Annotated in this window: 17 protein-coding genes and 1 pseudogene; 8 read left to right on the forward strand and 10 right to left on the reverse strand. The window is 60.9% G+C overall.

Features of this window, described 5'->3' with window-relative positions; genetic code table 11:
• Window positions 1-100: 100 nt before the first annotated feature.
• The 3 genes from CKO42_RS17310 to CKO42_RS17320 form a co-directional block, all read right to left on the reverse strand.
• Window positions 101-1,468, reverse strand: coding sequence for a ThiF family adenylyltransferase (locus tag CKO42_RS17310; RefSeq protein ID WP_200246739.1), 1,368 nt, complete (start codon window positions 1,466-1,468; stop codon window positions 101-103).
• Window positions 1,469-1,472: 4 nt separating this feature from the next.
• Complete coding sequence (locus CKO42_RS17315) at window positions 1,473-2,138, reverse strand: hypothetical protein (protein WP_200246741.1); 666 nt, start codon at window positions 2,136-2,138, stop codon at window positions 1,473-1,475.
• A gap of 129 nt (window positions 2,139-2,267) precedes the next feature.
• Window positions 2,268-2,543 (reverse strand): hypothetical protein, encoded by a 276-nt coding sequence (locus tag CKO42_RS17320; RefSeq protein WP_200246744.1) that lies wholly within the window; start codon window positions 2,541-2,543, stop codon window positions 2,268-2,270.
• 428 nt (window positions 2,544-2,971) lie between these two features.
• On the opposite strand from CKO42_RS17320, the gene CKO42_RS17325 reads away from it, so the two are divergent.
• Entirely contained in the window at window positions 2,972-3,373 is a 402-nt protein-coding gene (locus CKO42_RS17325) for a hypothetical protein (protein ID WP_200246748.1), read from the forward strand.
• Between the two features lie 356 nt (window positions 3,374-3,729).
• On the opposite strand, the gene CKO42_RS17330 is transcribed toward CKO42_RS17325, so the two are convergent.
• On the reverse strand, window positions 3,730-5,631 hold the full coding sequence (locus CKO42_RS17330; RefSeq protein WP_200246752.1) for a hypothetical protein: 1,902 nt from the start codon (window positions 5,629-5,631) through the stop codon (window positions 3,730-3,732).
• 294 nt (window positions 5,632-5,925) lie between these two features.
• On the opposite strand from CKO42_RS17330, the gene CKO42_RS17335 reads away from it, so the two are divergent.
• Window positions 5,926-6,555, forward strand: coding sequence for a hypothetical protein (locus tag CKO42_RS17335; protein WP_200246755.1), 630 nt, complete (start codon window positions 5,926-5,928; stop codon window positions 6,553-6,555).
• 424 nt (window positions 6,556-6,979) lie between these two features.
• On the opposite strand, the gene CKO42_RS17340 is transcribed toward CKO42_RS17335, so the two are convergent.
• From CKO42_RS17340 to CKO42_RS17355, 4 genes are all read right to left on the reverse strand, one after another.
• Window positions 6,980-8,299: an McrC family protein gene (locus CKO42_RS17340; protein WP_200246758.1), complete on the reverse strand. Its 1,320-nt coding sequence runs from the start codon at window positions 8,297-8,299 to the stop codon at window positions 6,980-6,982.
• Window positions 8,299-10,629 (reverse strand): AAA family ATPase, encoded by a 2,331-nt coding sequence (locus CKO42_RS17345; protein ID WP_200246760.1) that lies wholly within the window; start codon window positions 10,627-10,629, stop codon window positions 8,299-8,301. The genes CKO42_RS17340 and CKO42_RS17345 overlap by 1 nt, the downstream gene beginning before the upstream one ends.
• A gap of 141 nt (window positions 10,630-10,770) precedes the next feature.
• A complete protein-coding gene (locus tag CKO42_RS17350; RefSeq protein ID WP_200246763.1) occupies window positions 10,771-12,861 on the reverse strand; it encodes an ADP-ribosylglycohydrolase family protein in 2,091 nt (696 codons plus the stop codon).
• Window positions 12,862-12,878: 17 nt separating this feature from the next.
• The gene (locus CKO42_RS17355) at window positions 12,879-13,601 is read right to left on the reverse strand and encodes a MerR family transcriptional regulator (protein WP_200246767.1); all 723 of its coding nucleotides are present in this window, start codon (window positions 13,599-13,601) and stop codon (window positions 12,879-12,881) included.
• Window positions 13,602-13,647: 46 nt separating this feature from the next.
• Between CKO42_RS17355 and CKO42_RS28580 the strand changes: the two genes are divergently transcribed.
• Both CKO42_RS28580 and CKO42_RS17365 read left to right on the forward strand, forming a co-directional pair.
• Window positions 13,648-14,016: a DUF3581 family protein gene (locus CKO42_RS28580; protein WP_420844328.1), complete on the forward strand. Its 369-nt coding sequence runs from the start codon at window positions 13,648-13,650 to the stop codon at window positions 14,014-14,016.
• A complete protein-coding gene (locus tag CKO42_RS17365; protein ID WP_200246769.1) occupies window positions 14,013-14,207 on the forward strand; it encodes a hypothetical protein in 195 nt (64 codons plus the stop codon). The genes CKO42_RS28580 and CKO42_RS17365 overlap by 4 nt, the downstream gene beginning before the upstream one ends.
• A 12-nt stretch (window positions 14,208-14,219) precedes the next feature.
• Here CKO42_RS17365 and CKO42_RS17370 read toward each other — a convergent pair whose 3' ends face one another.
• Entirely contained in the window at window positions 14,220-14,600 is a 381-nt protein-coding gene (locus tag CKO42_RS17370; RefSeq protein ID WP_200246771.1) for a hypothetical protein, read from the reverse strand.
• A 59-nt stretch (window positions 14,601-14,659) separates the two neighbouring features.
• On the opposite strand from CKO42_RS17370, the pseudogene CKO42_RS28585 reads away from it, so the two are divergent.
• Window positions 14,660-14,866, forward strand: a pseudogene (locus CKO42_RS28585) (hypothetical protein); the annotation flags it as partial.
• 91 nt (window positions 14,867-14,957) lie between these two features.
• On the forward strand, window positions 14,958-15,188 hold the full coding sequence (locus CKO42_RS27450) for a hypothetical protein (RefSeq protein ID WP_242479478.1): 231 nt from the start codon (window positions 14,958-14,960) through the stop codon (window positions 15,186-15,188).
• Window positions 15,189-15,195: 7 nt separating this feature from the next.
• Here CKO42_RS27450 and CKO42_RS17380 read toward each other — a convergent pair whose 3' ends face one another.
• The gene (locus tag CKO42_RS17380) at window positions 15,196-16,239 is read right to left on the reverse strand and encodes a trypsin-like peptidase domain-containing protein (RefSeq protein WP_200246775.1); all 1,044 of its coding nucleotides are present in this window, start codon (window positions 16,237-16,239) and stop codon (window positions 15,196-15,198) included.
• A 662-nt stretch (window positions 16,240-16,901) separates the two neighbouring features.
• On the opposite strand from CKO42_RS17380, the gene CKO42_RS17385 reads away from it, so the two are divergent.
• Together CKO42_RS17385 and CKO42_RS17390 are read left to right on the forward strand one after the other, a co-directional pair.
• Window positions 16,902-17,105, forward strand: coding sequence for a cold-shock protein (locus CKO42_RS17385; protein ID WP_200246777.1), 204 nt, complete (start codon window positions 16,902-16,904; stop codon window positions 17,103-17,105).
• A gap of 127 nt (window positions 17,106-17,232) precedes the next feature.
• A complete protein-coding gene (locus CKO42_RS17390) occupies window positions 17,233-17,493 on the forward strand; it encodes a hypothetical protein (protein WP_207148766.1) in 261 nt (86 codons plus the stop codon).
• Window positions 17,494-17,686: the final 193 nt, after the last annotated feature.

A 17,686-nucleotide genomic window follows, 5' to 3' on the forward strand; every position in this document is an offset into this window, starting at 1 on the left:
TGTTCTTCATGCTGGCTCCTGTTCGCTCAGATGTTGATAAGGACTCGGGTTATCTGCTTGTGTGTGAATAGCAACCTTCTTGCCGGTAAAAAAGCTTGGATTAAGCACAGTGAAAGCACTCTTTGGTTCGCTGTTCGAGACTGTCATGATCCGCATAGATGCAGGGTTCCAGGTTATTCTCATAGACTTGGATCGGACGATGCGCCTGACGGCCGGTGAATTGGTTGAGCAGGGTATCGACGGCGAGCGTTGCGAGCATGCTGTTGAGCGTCTTAACCGCCGGTTCCTTGACGTCTTGGCCGTTGACATAGCCTCGTTGTGCGAAGACTTCGCCCAGCCCAGGGATGGTTTCAGCGGCGATTTGGGTGGGTGCGATGCGCCCGAGGCAATTTAGACACAAGCGGTCGCCCCATCGCGCCGTGATGACCTCGCCACTCATATCGGTGATGCGGCCATCGTTCACGCTGATATTGACGCCAGCAGCGATGAGTGGAATGCCGAACTGCAGCGCAATCGCTTGGGCGCGGTAACGGCTCGCGTGGCTATCGGTTGCGAGCATGATCCAGTCGCAGGTGGCGAGTGCTGGGAGCAGGTCCGGCTCCTCGATGCCACAGGCATGGGCGGTGATGGTCGCCTCGGGATTGATGCGCAGCAGGTGATCGCGCACGGCATCGACTTTAAGCCGTCCGTTTTGCGCATCCTGCAGGCCTGCACCCACGATGCGATTAAGGTTGGTGGTCTCAACCCGGTCGTGATCAATCAGGTGGAGATGATGAAAACCATTGTGGATCAAGTGCTCAGCGATGATCGATCCCAGCCCGCCGACGCCGACGACCGCGATGGTTTGGTCATGAACGATCTGGCGCAGCACGTCTAGGCCGAGCGCAAGTACGCCCCGTGCGAGAAAGCCGTTATCTGGGTCCAAGGCCGTGGCATGGTCGTCTCGCATCTGCCGGGCCTGATCGGCGCTCGGCCAGTGTTCTAGGGCCGTCTGCGTGCAAACCTGTGCGGGACATGGCGTTGAGAGGCCATCGTGGCGCTCCCAGAGGCGCGCCGAGTAATCGGAGCGGCTCAGGACGAGACTGGCGTAATGCATATCCAGGGTCTCGGTGAGCCAGTCGTGAAAGGCCCGTTCATCGGCATCATCATGCGCGGAGAACGCCACCCCATCGGCACAGAACGGATGGGTATGGACGTCGATCAGGGTGTCGGCGTCGCCTTTCTCCTGCATCTCGACCAGGCGGTCATAGATGTATTCTCGGCGCAGGCGTAGGTGGGCAACGCTGCGGCTCTCGTAATCTGCTGGCATGGGAAAGTGGCTGGCAATCACGCGGATGATACGGGTGTCGCCCGCGTCCTCGCGTTGGCCAAGCAGCAAGCCGAAGGCCTCCTGGCTGGGGTCGGCTAGCAGGCGCTGACGCAGGCGCGCGAAGTCTCCCTGAGGAAAGCGGATGCGGATGGATGCCATGATTTCAGTTCCCCAAGACTTCCTTGACCAGATGGATATAGGTGTAGAGGTTGTCGCCATCACGCCAATTGCGCGCGGGTTGCCATGCGCCATTGTGGATATAGGTGCAATACCACTTCCAGCCGTTGCGAATCGGCTCGTCCCAGGCCCCATGCCCAACGCCATCGAAGAAATGCCCGTCCGGCGAGCAAGGGATGTCCGCCATCAGGTAAAAGCCGACAGGTGGCAGGGCCGGATACTCGTTAGGGAATGCGATCATCAGCGGCGAACGCTCGGCGATCCTGTGCCAACGCTGGGGCAGCCGGAAGTTAGGTACCACCATCCAGTGCGCATCGTCTTCGTCGAAGTCGATGCCCTGCTTGAACAGATGCTCGGCGACATCGATCACCTGCTCGGTAATGATGCCTTTGGACTTCGCCGAGCGCCGCCCGCCAAAGCTGTGGCCTTTTGAGCGATCCGGCATGGTGGTGATCTTCGCACCCCGACCGTACTTGTCCACTAACTCCCGGGGCTGGTAAGTCTTACCCTGCTGAATGGTCTCCACGCGTCCATTGGACTCCATGATGGCGCGACGGCCTTGGCCCGGTTTGGCGTAACGAGCCAGATCGCTGCCTTTGACGCCACTGCCAATGCTGCGCGGATCGATGCGTCTGCCGTTGATGATGGCCATGGTGCGTTCTCCTTCAGGCTGGTTGGGGATCAAAATCGTCCGAGGCTTACTGACACCAACGCGCGCTGTTGTGCCATTTTCAGTCGTCGCGAGCTGAATCGCTGGTGGTCGTCTAAGTTGGACGACTCCTTAGATGCGCAAGGCATGACGCGCGAACAGGATGGCGGCTAAGAGGAGCAGTGCGAAGAAAATCCCCCATCCACCCCACAGCAGGTAGATCACGCCGGCGACTCCGGCGCCGATCAGCGCTCGCTTCACACCTGGGCTGAGCGCACGCTGATGGCGCTGGTGATGAGCTTGGCGATGGTTTGGCTGATGGCGAGAGCGGCCGGTGCGACGCGGTGGGCGTGCGCGATCCGGCGGAAGACGGTCACGGTAGTTGCCGGCGTTGGGGATTCTGGACATGTCAGGACTCCTCTTTGATGGTAAGGGACTGGTGCTCGTGATTTGCATAGCTGCCGTGGGCAGCGAGAAGCACCGTCTCTGGCCAGCATCCGGTCAAAGGCTGCGCGCTCATTCTGATCAACGCCACGCGGGCAGTGATTTTGAGTCGTTGTGGTTTTATTTAGTCACTGTCGATGGCCCCCTTCAGGAGCCCGGGGCTTGTTAGCGACCAGTTCAAGGAAGAAGCAAGCTCAACAACCCGGGGACCGGGGACTGATGCTCAACCAGAGGCCATACTGTGATTGCTCGACAGGCAGATCGATGTGGTGGTCAGGAAGCGGCTTAAGCCTGACATGCCAAGGATTGTGACGATTTTTGAAAATCGCTGAAGTGCCAGCGTTATCTCTTCTGACAGCGTCTTTTACCAATGGCCTTTTAGGAGAATGACCATGACTACACAGAAGCGCTCCATCGTTGACATGAACACCAATGGACTGATCGAGAGCTTGACCGTGCTGCCCGCCCGTCAAATGGCTCGGAGATGGATTCGAACCAAGGGCGCTAAGGTGGTTGCGCAGTATGCTGGTAAATCGGTGGGCAAGACGGTAGCGCGTACTGCGGCTTCGCCTTATCTGTTGCTAGCCGATGCTGCTGAATTTGCAACACGGGAATTTATGGATCGTAGTCAAGAAGACACTCAGTTGACTCAGCGTGTCTCCAAAGGCGTCGGTTTTGGTGCCAGCGTCGGCATTGGCGCTGCCGTGGGCGGTCCGATTGGCGCCGGGGTTGGTGTGACTGTTTGGGCGCTGGGTGAGGTCATTGAGGCTGCATGGGAAAGAACAGCCACCTGATGTCGCGGCCCTCCTCGCTTTGACCTGAAGAATTACCTCGGCCAAGTTAATTGTCACCGAACACTGGAGAGACCCTGTTCGGCTACAGAGTGCAACAAGCGGGTGGACGATTGACCCAGACAGAGAGTTGCGAGACGCGCTTGACCAGACTCGAAGACCTCTAGCCGAGGGATTTCGCCACACTAGTGCGCAGATAGCGGTTGGCATTGCCACCGCTCACGCCGCAACGCTTATACGATGGCTTGGTCGCGGAGATCGCCCTGAAGGAGCCAGAGCGGACCCCAAGGCCGATTGGGTTTGCCGCCAAATTCTGAGGTGATCGCTCGGACATGAACCCGCTTCTGCGCGAGGGTGCCTTAGCGCAACCCGTCGCGCAGCGGCACGAAGCTGCCATCCAGAGTCGCGTTGAACCGGCTGCCCAGCTGCAGCAGCCAGGTCTCATGCTGGGCGTTGAGCGCGTCCTTGAGGGCCTGCTTCTCACCGTTCAGAACCTCCAGGATGTCGGCACGCATGTCTTCGCGCGAGAGGCTCTCATCGATCTCGACGAACGCTTTATCGGCCGCGAGCCAGGTGACAACGGCTGCGCCGACGCCGCAGGCAATCGCGCCCGGGCCAGCAGGGGAGCAGATTGCGGCCCCACCCAGGGCAGCGACGCCGGCGGACGCGCCTTTCTTGGCCGCCGTCTTGGCCAGAAGTGACGCCCCCAGCTGGAAGCTCTTCTTGGCGGCAACCTTGCCGATGACTTTGGCCGCGACTGTCTTCGACAGCAGTTTCGTGGCGATAACCGTCCCGGCCGTCGCCCCCGTGCCCGCAGCGCTCAAGGCCCGGAGGCCATCACGGTTCAGGCTGGCAACGTCCTCCAAGCTCAGCAGGTCGGGTCGACAGGCAGAGACCGATTGCCACTGTGACAGCTGCTCTTCGAGCCCACGGGAGAAACCGGCGAGCTGAGTCTCGGCCAGTTCGAGCGCCTGCTTAGACGTCGCCTCCAGCCCAGCCTGAAAGCCGGTGTCCACGAAGACGCGTTGCTCGAGTTGCTCGGTCATGAGCGCGGAGAGATCGCCGACGATCACCGCGCCGAGGCGCTGGTATTCACCGGCGACGGTGAAGTACCAGTCCAGATAGGTATCCACGCCGCCCTCAAGCTTGGCGAACAGGGCGTCGACTTCGTCATCCACGTGACTCGCCATCTGCTGATCGATGGCCTTGAGCTCAGCGGCCACCTCGGCATCGAGTTCGGCGCGCAGCTCAGCACGGGCCTGTGCATCGGGATGGCAAGGATCAAGGCGCTCGGCGAGCGGCTCGGGCAAGGTCTGGAATGCCTCTAGGTCGAGATCCCGCAGTTTGATGCTGGCATAGAGGCTTGGCAGGGCCAGGATCAGGAGGGTGATCAGAAAGGTCTTGGCCAGGGCGCCACCACCGACGACGGCATCGACCGGTCGGCTGCGACGTTCGACGAGCACGATCAGGCCGGTCAGGTACAGCGTGAAGGTCAGCGCGATCAGTCCAAAACGCAGCAGGAAGACCAACCAAGCGCCGATCTGAAGAGGCAGATCGGCCAATTGCGGGATGATGACCTGCGCCCAGTGCCAGCTGAACTGATCGAGGGCGGCAAAGAGGCCAATCAGCCAACCGAGCGCCGGGCAGGTCGCCTGCGCGCTGTGTGTGACGAAGGTCTGCTCGATGAGCGCACGCCAGTCGGCGAGCCGGGTATCAGCCGTGCCGGTGATCGCGAAGTCGATGATGAAGAAGGCGAGCGCGATGAGGGCCATGTTCGCCCAGAACAGAGACCAGCCGCGGGTGACGATGTCGAGCACCTCTGGGCGCACCTCTGATTGCAGGCGCCGACGAACACCCTGGTAGATCCAGGGCAGCAGCAGGAGGTTGGCCAACAGCACCCCCCACTGGATGGCGCTCAGCAGCGTGCCCAAGGCCAACAGTGACGCACTGAATGCGATGGCGACGACGAGCAGAACGCCGCTGGTGAGATGCCCCTGCCATAAGAGGCTGCGTAAGCGACTCTCAGCGCTGGTCGAGCCGTGCAACAGGGCGCGGCGGCTGAACAGTGCCGACTCACGCAGAGCCAGCCAGATCGGTACGGCTATGAGGATCGGCAGCACCAGGGCGAGCCAACAGGGCGCAACAGCAACGCCCTCCACGGCGGCGAACAGGGCAAAGCCGCCCAGCAGCAGGCCAATGGTCATGGCCGCGATGCTGGCACCTTGCGGGGCTGCTTGCGGATGCGGTTCAGGATGGTGCATGTTGAAGGTTCCTTGAGATCAACCGTTCGGTTTTGGAAAAACCGGATTCATCCTCTCACTGTTGAAAAAGTTGCGGTGTTCACCGTAACGCTGGTCAGACGGCCTCCTCATCAGCGGGATTGCGTCGGCGCCGCCCGCGTTGCTGCCAACGGCGCACCGAAGGATAACCAAGGCGAGGGCAATGAACACAATTCGCCGTCAGCGTTCAGAATGCGTTCTGTGCACGATCCAACGTCGCCTTTGGGGCGGAACAGCGGTCGATTGACCGTATCAAGAGTTAAGTGAGCCATCCTGATGACGCTAAGACAGCGTGACGCGCTTTCCAGTCTACAAGACGAACTGTTTCAACTAGACCATGCGTGTCGGCGCCTAAGCCGCAAGGCTAAGGCACTGGGTGAACTCCTCGAGCCGGCTGCAGCGGATGAGGACGCGTTCACCCCGGAGGAGGTTGAACGCCTGGTCCAGCTGAATGAGCGCTTGGCGTTCCTTGCGCGCCATCTGCAGGAGGTTGGTCAGACCCTATGCCCCCAGATGGAAGCGCGTGTCGCTGATCCCGATGATCCAATGGTGGACTTCGAGATCGAGGCGATCCTGCATTTCATGTTCCCTGAGGATGATCCGGACTATGACGAGGACAGTGATCCGTTTCTGACCAAACGCAGCTTCAACCTGAAAGTCGATCACAACGAAGGACGCGAGGGTGTGGATTACCGCGAATCCGTCCATCGCTTTCCAGGGCGGCTCAATCAGATCGCGCATTGTTGGCTGTTCCATGATCTCTATGATCACAGCTATGGGCTGGAGCAGCCGGCGTTGAGCCTCGTGGACTGTCTGCGCATCGACAAGATCTGGGTGACTGTCGCCGTCGAACATCAGGCGACACTCGATATTGAAACGGGCGCTTGGCTACCTGACACAATTTGAGCTTCGCGGTGTCCTTGGCAGCACAAGATACAGGTGTCTGGCGCTGTGACGGCCCCAAATTTCTTTCCCTACTTGTAGCGACCTGCAAACATCGGCGCCCCGACCTGCAAACATCGCGATTTTTGGCCCAGATTAACTGCCAATATCCGGCACCCCAAACCCACATTGTTTTGCCAACAGCCCACATTAGCTGACAACAGCCTGCAAACATCTGGGCCAACCCAAATTATGTGCAAACGGCTCTCGGGCTTCGGCGGGACTGGCGCGTAGCGAATTCTGGATACCCCATCCAGTGGTCGTCTCGGTTCGTCTCACCCGTTAGAAGTTTGAAGGTCAGCGCTTGCAGCCGTTCATCGATCGTAGGTCGATCAGTGCCGTGGAGCGTAGAACCTATTTGATCGGAAAACCATCTGGAACCGTTCATTTAAGCGTTGGTTGATGTCTCGGCCCCAAAGACATACTGCCGTGCTAGCCGTTCCCGATGCCGCTTGGCCTGTTGGCCAGAGCCTTTTCCCAGCACATCCACCAGTGCTAACAGATTCACTGCGCGCAGGATGACGCGCGCCTTGGGGGCGCCAACCAGGGTATCGTTGAAGAGTACGATCTGATCGCCGACGGCGCCCAGCGTCGGATAGAGCAAGATGGCGCTTGGCAGGGACCCAGCCTGGGTCAGGGCGTAGATCGCCAGTTGGTAGAGCATGTAGGACGGTAGGGGTTTCACCGAGAGGTCGCGATACTTGGCGTCCAGGACGACTTGCTTGTGGTCGTGATTGCGCACCATGAAGTCCGGGCGCGGCACCGGTCCCTTATTGCCTATTGGGTTGTGCTGCGAGTCGTAAGTAAAAATGCCATGCAAGCGGTGCTCGCCGACGACCTCGCAGCCCGGCAGATGCTCACGCAGAAAACGTCCGAGCAGTGCCTGGAAAAAGGCATTCATATCGAACAAAAACCCCGACAGGGTGACTCCCGCCGGCGGATCATCCAACGACACCGCCGAGCCTTGAAGGAGCAGGGCAATCAGGGCAAGCGACGGTTGGTAATGCGCGGTGCGCCGATCCAGTGCGTTGAGTGCACCGTTGATCATCGCGGGATCAAGCGCGGGCGGCACATCGTCGAGATCCATTCGCCGCACGAGATCGCGCAGTTGCACACGAAGCTCGAGATCACCCGCTCTGGCAACACCGAATGCCAGCCCGGCGGCAAGGACAAGGTTCAGCGTGATCTCAGGGTGACGCGGATAGTCGATACACGGTAAGGACGCGCGCGTCAGCGGCCCATCCCCGGCAAGGCGGGCAAAGTCGATCTGACCGCGTGGCGACTGCCGATGCGCTGCCGTTCTTCGATAATCGCGCTGCAGTCCGCGCGCAAGCAAGGCCGTGGCTTCGGCGCGCAGTTGCTCCAACAGCAAGTCTTGGAAGCGGGTTGTGGTGGTGGCATAGGCTGTGGCGTTGTGCAGAGACAGCTCATTGAGACGATAGGCGTAGCGCAGCAAGCCGAGCAGAGGGAGGCCGGTGATCTTCGGCGAGAGGGTGATGGTCAGGTCGCCGAGCGTCACCCGGCCGACCCAGGATCGGGCCTCAATGCTCAGACCATCGTGCAGATCCTGCACGATCAAGCGCTGACCCTTCGAGAGCGCGGCGGCTTGAGCCCGCTCCTGATCGCCGCTCAGATGGCGCCCTTTGAGCGCCCCACAGGTCTCTGGTGTGAGCCGGGTCCATTCCTGGAGGCTGAGGTGATCAGCCATCAGGCGACCGGTTCTGCGGCGTCTGTTTCAGGACTGTCGTCGGCATCGCCGTCGCTGTCATCAGCGCTACCAGCGGTTGCTTCCTTCGACGTTGTCAGCTCTGGTGTCGGTGCCAGGATGGCTTGGATAAACGCATCCTTATTGGTCGCCTGAAACAGCCCGCGCTCGATTCGGCGCCGTTGCAGGTCGACGAAGTCTTTGCCGATGATCTTCGCCAGGGTCTCATAGTCTTCGTAGCAGTACTCCTCCAGCAACGGCAGGATGTCTTCGGACAGAATGCGCCGAAAGCGAGGAAGATCGGTGACCGGTTTCGGCCCTTCTTGAGTCCGCTGTAGGAAGTAGGCGTGGCCGATCTGTAGGTTGCGCGCATCGCGACCGACATGCTCCAAGATGCGCCGGTTCAGGGCATCAAGCCACAGGTGTAGAGGAATCTTGTCGGCGATCAAAGGCCCCTTCAGCAGCTCCATGTCGGGCATGAGCTCGAGGAACCCAAAGCGACGCCTCAGCGCGGTATCGAGCAACGCGATCGAGCGATCGGCGGTGTTCATCGTGCCGATCACATAGAGATTCGCAGGCACACTGAACGGCTCGTTAGAGAGCGGCAGATGGACCGATTGGCCGCGTTTATCGTACTCGAGCAGTGTGAGCAATTCGCCAAAGATGCGTGGGATATCGCCGCGATTGATCTCATCGATGATCAGATAAAACCGCTTCTCGGGCTTGGCGGCTGCCTCTTCACAGCAGCGTTTGAACAATCCAGGGCGCAGTTCAAAGCCAAGTTGGTCGGTCAAGCCGGTCTTGGGCCGGTAACCTTCGATGAAGTCCTCGTAGCCGTAGCCCGGGTGAAACGTACAGACACGAACGAGGGCCGGGTGCGCCTTCGAGCCAAAGACGAGCGCCTGGTCATCGTCACTAAGGTCGGCCCAGGCTTTTCCAAACCCGTGCATGGTCGCCAAATCGCACGCAACGCGGCGCGCCTGCCAGGTTTTTCCAGTGCCGGGTGGGCCGTAGAGGATGACCTGACGTTTTCGCTCCAGGATGCGCTGAATGTCTCCGCCGACGCCATCGAGTGCGCTCGATATCGAAGGCGCTGAGAGGGCAGCTGTGCCATGCGCATCTAGCAGGTGCCGTTCGATCGCGATCAGGAGATCGACGTGCGCGTCGGATAAGCGTTTGACGCCTAAGGTTGTCGCTGTCGGTATCGCGTGATCCCACTCGGTCAGCGCTTGCCACTGAATGGCGCGCTGATGCGGCGCGTCCGCTGATGCTCTTGCGTCGAACTGGTAGCCATCGGCGAGGATTTCGCCAATGCCGCGCACCGTTTGCCCATCGACGGCGAGCACCAGGTCACGCTCTTCCATCCCGCAGGCAAAATCCCGGATCGCGCGCGCTGTCGCCGAGAGCGTCTCACCGCTGGGGGTGATATCAACCTCGGTGAGTTTCTGCTTAAGCCGAGCAAGCGCCCCGCTGGAGCCATCCAGCCAGTCGAGGGCAGAGAGCTGTGCAGGACCCCTGGCGATGAAGCCCTGGCGCTGCATCCGTGACCACAAGTCCGCGTCCGTGAGGCTTGTATTGAACAGCCAAACCTGATGCGGTTCACCATCACGCGCATTGAGCACTTTGGTGAGATGATTGACCGGCCAGCCGAGGCTGTTGGCGATCTGCAGGAAGAGGTACGCATCGAGATAACGTTGCTCCTTAACGCTGAGCGGTTTTTCGCTGAGCGGTTTTTGCAGCAGCTTGATCAGGTGAAAGCGTGCGTATACAGGAGCGTGGTAGTCATCCAGAACGTGCGGGTAAAGCAGGCTAAAGTATTTGTGGCCCCACGCCAGCCGACTGACGGTGGGTGCCCGCTCATCCATGGCCTGCTGCAACGCCTCGTAGTCGGCTTGCGTCGGTTGCTGCGGAAATGCTTCCAGGATGGATGCCCCGGCCATGAGTTCGTCGCGATGCTGGCGTGCCCGTGCAACGGCTTGCGCAAGGGTCATGACGACCGGCTGCTTCGGTGATCCGGTCATCCACTCACCGGTTTCCTTGCGTCGGTAGAGCCCGAACTTCAGAGCGCTACCGCCGGAAATGCTGCCGAACTGTGCCGGAAACTCGTCGTCGTTCTTGAATTCGAGCCAGTACACCAGGCTATCTTGATTACCATGCAGGTGCATCAGGTCGAGCAACTGCTCACCATCCAGGTTGGCGAGCACCGCTGGTCCGAAGCGCTCTCGGAAAAGGGCGTAGCAGGCATCCAAGCGTTCTTGGCTTAACAACGCGCCCTTGTCAGATAAGTCCTCGTGTCTGCGCTCGAGATCGGAACGGAGGCGTGGATCAAGCATGCGGTTCTGTCCTTTTCGCTGAATCAACGTGTGAAAGGGCTAGGGTGCTTGACGGCGGAGGCTGCCTGCACGCTGACCCAGGTACATCGGGGGTTGCGGCGATGGCGACCGCCGTCGCGGCCGCTCATCACCGTGGTGGGATCAGGGAATCAAGCGCGCTTCTATCCACGGCCCATGGATCACGGCAGCCCTCTGCGGGACGTCCGGCAGCGGGTCCATCGGCTCAACGTTAAGCAGGCGCGCCCAGCGTTCAGTCTGCTGATCGATGATGGCTGCAATGTGCTCGGTAGGGTGTCGCAGCGCAGCGTTGTCGATTGGCTCCGCAGACTCGCTGGCCTCCGAAAGTGGATCATCGAGCGCCGCGATCCGTTCGTCCGTGGTGCGCAGATAGGCTGCCAAAACCTTGCGCAGCGCCAGACGGTCGTGCCCCTCAATGCCAAGGGTCTCGGCCATAAACGCGACCTTCGGTCCCTTGGGTTCAAGCAGCGAATCCCAGACCCTGGCGGTGAACGTCATGAGCGCGGCGTCTTTTCGGTGGTAGAACGCGGTCAGCGCCTGCACCCGCTCCGCATGCTCGTAGAGACTGCAGTGCCCGAGATCGAACGCGTCGTCGGATGGCAACGTCCCTGAAGGACTGTCGGCAACCTCGCGCCGCATCGCCTCGGTCGCAGCCGCTCGATAGCCGCGCCTGGCCAGTTCGGCGACCCCATGCAGACACTCGGGCAGCACATCCAGGCGCCTGACCCACGCCATCGGCAGGGCGTCGAGACCCTTCCAAGCGCCCCAAAGCTGGCCGGCAATCGCCGCGGTGGAGTCGCTATCGCCGCCATGATTGGCCGCCCGTTGCACCGCATCCTCAAAGCTGTCGGCGCTGAGCACGGCATACAGCGCAATGGCCAGCGCCTCTTCACCGACCCAGCCCAGGCCGATGGCCTCAATCGCACGCGTCGGTTCATCAGGCTGCTGAACGGCCAGCCGCTCAGCATGGGCAACAACGCCAAGTAGATCGGCCCTGACCCCCTGCTGCGTCATCACCGCCTCGGTGACGGTCTTGGCCGTCTCGATCGCCGCGCGTAACCCCTGCCCGGAGAAGAGCGCCTGCATCACGACCGCCAGCATGCCAGCGCTCAGCCATCCGTCGGGATGACCGTGGGTCAGCGCCGCAGCGCGTGCGGCCTGGTCAAAGCAGGTCCGCGGTTTAATGCTGGACGCCCAACCAATCGGGGCAACCCGCATCACGCCGCCACAGCTTTTCGAGGCATTGATTGGCCGCTCTGGTGTCCCTTGCCCGCCAGCGCCCAGCGCAGAGAGGCAGGTATTGCCCGGCGCCCGCACCTGTTGCATCGCCGGGCGCTTGGCCAGTGTTCCACGCAGCGCCGAATGACGAGCGCCAGGACGCTGGGTGTTGAGCCAGTCAAGATAAGCCTGACGAAGACGATCGATGACGACGGTGTCCGCGCTCCGATCAGGCACCTGCGCCAAACCCTCCAGGGTGAACAGTGTCATCTGGGTATCATCGCTGACGCGCAATCTGTCCTCATGGAACACGGGATGACGTAGCCCTTCGGGTCCGAAGCGCTGCTGGATGCGGTTGAGGCTGTCGAACTCAACAGCGTAGCCAAATCCATCACCGGCGGCCCCACCGAGCAAGCAGCCAAGCGCGCGATCGACAAAGGCCTCATCCTGCTCAGGGGCCTTGCAGTGCTGCACATGATGCCGCTGAGCCCGGGTTTCGATGGTGCCAGGCCGGGCACGACGCACGGCTGCGATGGCGGCCTCCGGCGTCATGCCCAACTCCACCAGCAGACGCGCTGCCACCGTACCGGAACGCCCAAGCCCGCCGCGGCAGTGGATCAAGACCCGGCCGCCCCGGCGCAGGATGCGCCGCAGCCGCAGTCCATAGAGTACCCAGCGGTTCTCAAAGCGCTGCCCGGGCGGCTGCACATCGCGGATCGGCAGGTGATACCAGTCCAGACCGAGGGCTTCCACGGCTGACCCCATGTGCGCAACGCCCACCCAGGCCAACTCCTTAGGCTCCATCAGCGTGACCACCGCCGCCGCGCCCCAGTCGGCGATGACGCGCAGATCGGTCCCAAGGTCTCGATACCAATCGCCCGACACCGAGCCTGACTGCTGCTTGCCGGGACAGAGCGTCATCCCGATCAGACCACCGGTTGGCGTGTCGACGGCATCGATGCGCAGCGGATGGGTCTCACTGGTCAACCTGGCCATGATCACGATCTCCTGGGCTAGAGCCCGATCTTCTGCAGCCAGTCGCGCAGATCGTCGGGGCTTTCGGTGACGTAGTTGACCCCGGCGTCCAGAGCCAGCGCCTTGATCTGCGGCGACTTGTCGAGTGTGAAGAGCACCATGGGCACATCGGAGCGCTCACGAACCGCCTGAGCCAGCACCATGCCGGCACGCTTGTTCAGTGCGCCGGCCTCGACGCGGGCCAAATCGGAGATGACCACATGCACCCGCGCCCGATCGAGCAGGCTCAGCGCCTGGGCCGTGGAATAGGCGCGCAACACCGCAACACCGCGCTCGGCAAGCCAGGCATAGAGCCCGAGGTCAGCTCCGGGGTCATCGTTCACGGCCAACGCCAAACGACGTGTCTCTGGGAAGCGGGCGCGACCATCGCTTGCCACAGAAACCGGCGTGACCGGCGACCCCTGGTCGATGACGTCGAGCAGCGCGCGCTCATCGGCGCTGCGGTTCCAATCGGCGATCTTGGCGAGCGGCCAGCCATCGCGCACCAGGGTGCGTGCAGCAACCAGTTCGAGCAGCTGGCGATAGCCGAACACGGCCTCGCGACCGGAGCGCTGCGGGCGCGTGAGCAGGCCGCTCTGAACGTAGTAGCGGACCAAGCGCTCGTTGAGCCGCTCATCGTCCGCCCCATCGGGTAGCAGGTCTGCTGCAGCCGCAGCAAGCTCTGATGTGCTGCCCTGCCAGGATTGGTAGCCTTGAATCACGTCATATTGCCATCTTTAACTGTCATTGACAGTGATAAGCTAGACAGTGAACGAACGGCTGTCAAGATGGGATGCTGAAGATCCCGATGTTTCTCGATCCTTATCCAGGCAGCCGAAAACGGCACGCTCCGCATTTCCGCACCGCAGCGCCTTCACGAAGCAGATAGCGAGTGATGACAATCCGATCCACGATGCCACGCATCCGCGCATGTGTATCCCAGGCGATGTGCTCTTTGCGCAGCTGGTCCTGGCTCGCTGTGGTCTTTCGCTTCACTGGAATAGTCGCCGAGGAGGCCGCGTTGGCCGACTGGTCCCCTCAGTCGGACGAAGACCTCGATTCCATCCGCATCGATCTCTCGGAGGGCTCGTATCTGCTGCTGAGACGCCGTCTATCAAGGCGAGGTCATCGCCGTGACGCCGGCGATCTACCGCCTATTCGGTGACGACGTCTGGCATGTCGATGTCGTCGTCGCCAGACCCGAGGATCGCGAGTTCATGCTGCCGATCTACGTTACCGAGCAGGCCTTTCAGGACGGCTGGCGACCAACGCTCGGGGAGTATGTCAACGGCTTGGCCTGGGTGCAGGGCTGGATGGTCACTGGCTGACTGGACAGCCACTTAGGCATGACCTTTAGCCGCCGTGATCTGTTGCACCACGTCATCAAATTGCGCGGCTGGCACCTCAAGCTGCAGAGCTCTCCCGGCTGCACCGACGTTGCCTCGAAAATCTTCGAAGACAACGCGGTTACCGTCTCGACGCACGCGACAGCGTGAATGTCCGCAGCCGGGTTCCCCGCACTCGCAGACCGTGATGATGAAAATGTCGGAAGCTGCCCCTGGCGCTATCGAACTCCATCGCGGGAGTTCGTCCTTAACCAGGTAAAGCGGAATGCCATCATTACCATCCTTCAACCACTCAGCCATCGGTTTACCGTCGATGAGCAGTTCGAACATCTTTAGCGCGTAACCTTCTGTGATCTCCAGCGTGTAGAAGTTCACGGATAGCACATGCATTGGCTGAATCCTTGGTATTAACTTGATCATGCTCGTCATCGGCTATGCGATCAATCTGGCCGCGATCCGCAAACAGACCAGCACCCCTGAACGCATCGGCCTTGAACGTCATCCTGATCGATTACGAAATCATCCAGCCGACAGACCTTGCGGGTTTGCAGGACGAGGATGTGCGTATCGTAATATTCGTCGGCGTCCAGCAGAACCGCATCCCCTTCGACTTTTCCCCAGCGATGCAGCAGCTCGGCGAGCAAGCCCGCTATGTCAAGATCGGTGACACCGGTCGCAACGCGCTCGATTTCCATTTAGCCTGCCAGGTCCCAGTCGATAGAGGACACAACGATGCGAAAGCTGAACCCATCCATCCGTTGGCCGATGCTGCTGGCGGTGACGATCATCGCCATCGTCGCAGCGCCAGCAGCGGCATTCGCCAACGCCTGCACGAAGTTGGACAAAGCGGCCTGCGATCGACAGGCGACCTGTACCTGGGTAGCCGCCTACAAGCGGATGGACGGGGTCAAGGTCAGCGGCTTTTGTCATCCACGAGACCGGCGTGATAAGCCCCAGCAATGACTGAGGATCAGCGTTGTTGGTCAAGCCCACCGATGATGCTGCTGTGCCCCCAGTATCCGAGCCACCCATAATCATCAGCCCCCTCGGGAGTGTCGCAACTGCTCAGCCCACCCGAGAGCACCCCGATCAGCTCACCCGTCGAGACCAGAAATAGCCCCGCACCGCTACTGCCGGACTTGGTGACCCCCGCCGTCCAGGCGACGCTTAGGTAGTGGATACCGTCGGGGTCTGCATCCTCGCCACAATACGCGGCATCCTCGCAATGCAGGTAGTCCTTGAGCCTGCCTTTGGTGAGCTTCTGCGGCTTGCCGTGCGGATGATGGATGCTTAAGACGGGTTCGCCCTCGAGTGGGAGTGCCGTTGACCAGCGCGCGAAGGCGCTACCCTCCGGCGAGGGTTGTCTCAGACGCAGCAGGCTACTGTCCGCGGATCTCACAGTCGCCATCAGATCAGCACCGCCCCGGACCCACAGATGCGTCTCAGCGGGTCCATCGCATTCGCGCGCCCGATACCGCCAGAGGCTCTCGATGCTCGAGGCCTTCGGCTGATCAGCGACACAGTGATGCGCGGTCAGCAGATAAGGAATATCGGTGGCTGGATCAACATCAGCAAGCAAGGAACCCGTGCAAGTACCCGTCTCGCCGTCGGCATCAGTGAACAGGATCAACGCTGTCGCCCGGCTGATTCTTTCAGCGCCCTTGTCACAGCTAACATCGCGATAACAATCCGTCTCCGTGTGGATCTCGGTTTGCAGCCAGGGCAGCCGGAATAGATGCGAGACCTGCGGTACGGAGACTTGGACCTGCTCAGGATCGACGCCCACCGGAAGCTCGATTTCGAGGACGAGCGCCTCACCCACGAACACCGGAGACCAGTAGAGGAGACCGGAGGCCCCGGCCACCTGATCGGCTGCCAGGCTAGCGTTGACATCCACACCCGAGACAACCGCCCGTGGGGTGCCGTCGGGACTGATGAACCGGAGTGTGGCCTGTACCGGAAGCCGATCGACGCGCACTCCCAGCCGGAGGCCGACAGCACCGGGGGAGCGCACGCGTAGAGCGCATGAGGCAAGCCCGGACGGGAGCACCTGGCATGGGACGGCATCGACTCGCGTCTCCTCCCCTGATGTGGGCATGGCGCGCCCGAATCCGATCAGGAATTGACCGTGACCCGCTACGAGCCGTTGCTGCCGACTGGTCTCCTGAGCTGACAGGGGTGGAAAGCTGAGATCCAGTCGGTGCGGTGATGCGGGTCGATCCGCATGTGCACAGGAGAGCGATAGGGCGAGCAGCACCATGACCCCACTCCTGAGGCGTCCCCACGCGGTTTCCTGTGCCATCGACGAACTCTCTCCGCTCAGTCTCGACGCTCGAGCCCTGGTCGGATTGGCTGTCTAACCTGGTCCAAGACTCGCGAAGCTGTCAGATGCACGTTTGCTAAGACTCCAGAGGGTCATACCAGTAAAGAAGTGGGGTTGGAAGCGTCAGGCCCGGAACAGGCCGTCGCACGGTTGGAACGCATGATCGAGTTTTTCGGTCTCGCGGGACGAAACCTTGCTCGGCGATCGTGCTTTTAGCATACTCACGCGCAAGCAGCGTTTCCTCGTCGTGTTTCCGGTCGTTCCTCTCTTCCCGATGTGTCGTAGACCCTTCCGAAATGCTCGTCAGTCGCCTGCGTTAACATTGGTTCGATGTCACACAAGAGGACGCCTTCATGGCTACAGGTACCGTTAAGTGGTTTAGTGACGAAAAGGGTTTTGGCTTTATTGCCCCGTCCGACGGCAGCAAAGACGTCTTCGTCCATCACAGCGCCGTTCAAGGCGGCGGCTTCAAGTCCCTCGCCGAGGGACAAACCGTTTCCTATGAGGTTGAGCAGGGTCCGAAAGGCCCGAGTGCAGCTCAGGTCGTGCCCCAGTAAGTCCGGTTTCCAGCGAGCCGAAACCTGGTTGAAAAGCCTCTTCTGTGAAGGGGCTTTTGCGTTTTTAGGCCGTTGAGCGATGGCAAAGCCCGAGATCATGTCTGAGCCAACCGACTTACGAACCTACATGCAGATCGCCGACGAGCTGATCGCGCGGACCTCCAAGGAGGAGCTCGCCGACGTCGCCAGACTCCTGGCGATCAACCTCGGCTACTACTACGAGCGCTACGGCGAAGTGCCCCAGAACACGCTGATGGAGATGGTCAGGGCCGAGACCCTAAGTCAGGAACAGAGCGGCGTATCCATCGCTGGCATGAAGAACTTGATCGCCGCGGTGATGGAAGTCACCGGGCTTCACTACAGCCTCGATGACGGGCCGGCCGCTTGAGACCGAACGCCTAATCCATCGGGATCGCCTTCTTGATCAGGCCTAACGCGACGGCCTCATACTCTTGAGACGACCTGTGCACGCGCAGCAATACGCTGCAAGGCTCGGCGACAGACAGGCCGATAGAGCGGCGCCCAGGACGGGATCAGAAAGCGCACCTGACAGCGTCCTGCATCAAGCGGCAGCACCTCAT

Source organism: Lamprobacter modestohalophilus (assembly GCF_016583905.1).
GTDB lineage: Bacteria > Pseudomonadota > Gammaproteobacteria > Chromatiales > Chromatiaceae > Lamprobacter > Lamprobacter modestohalophilus.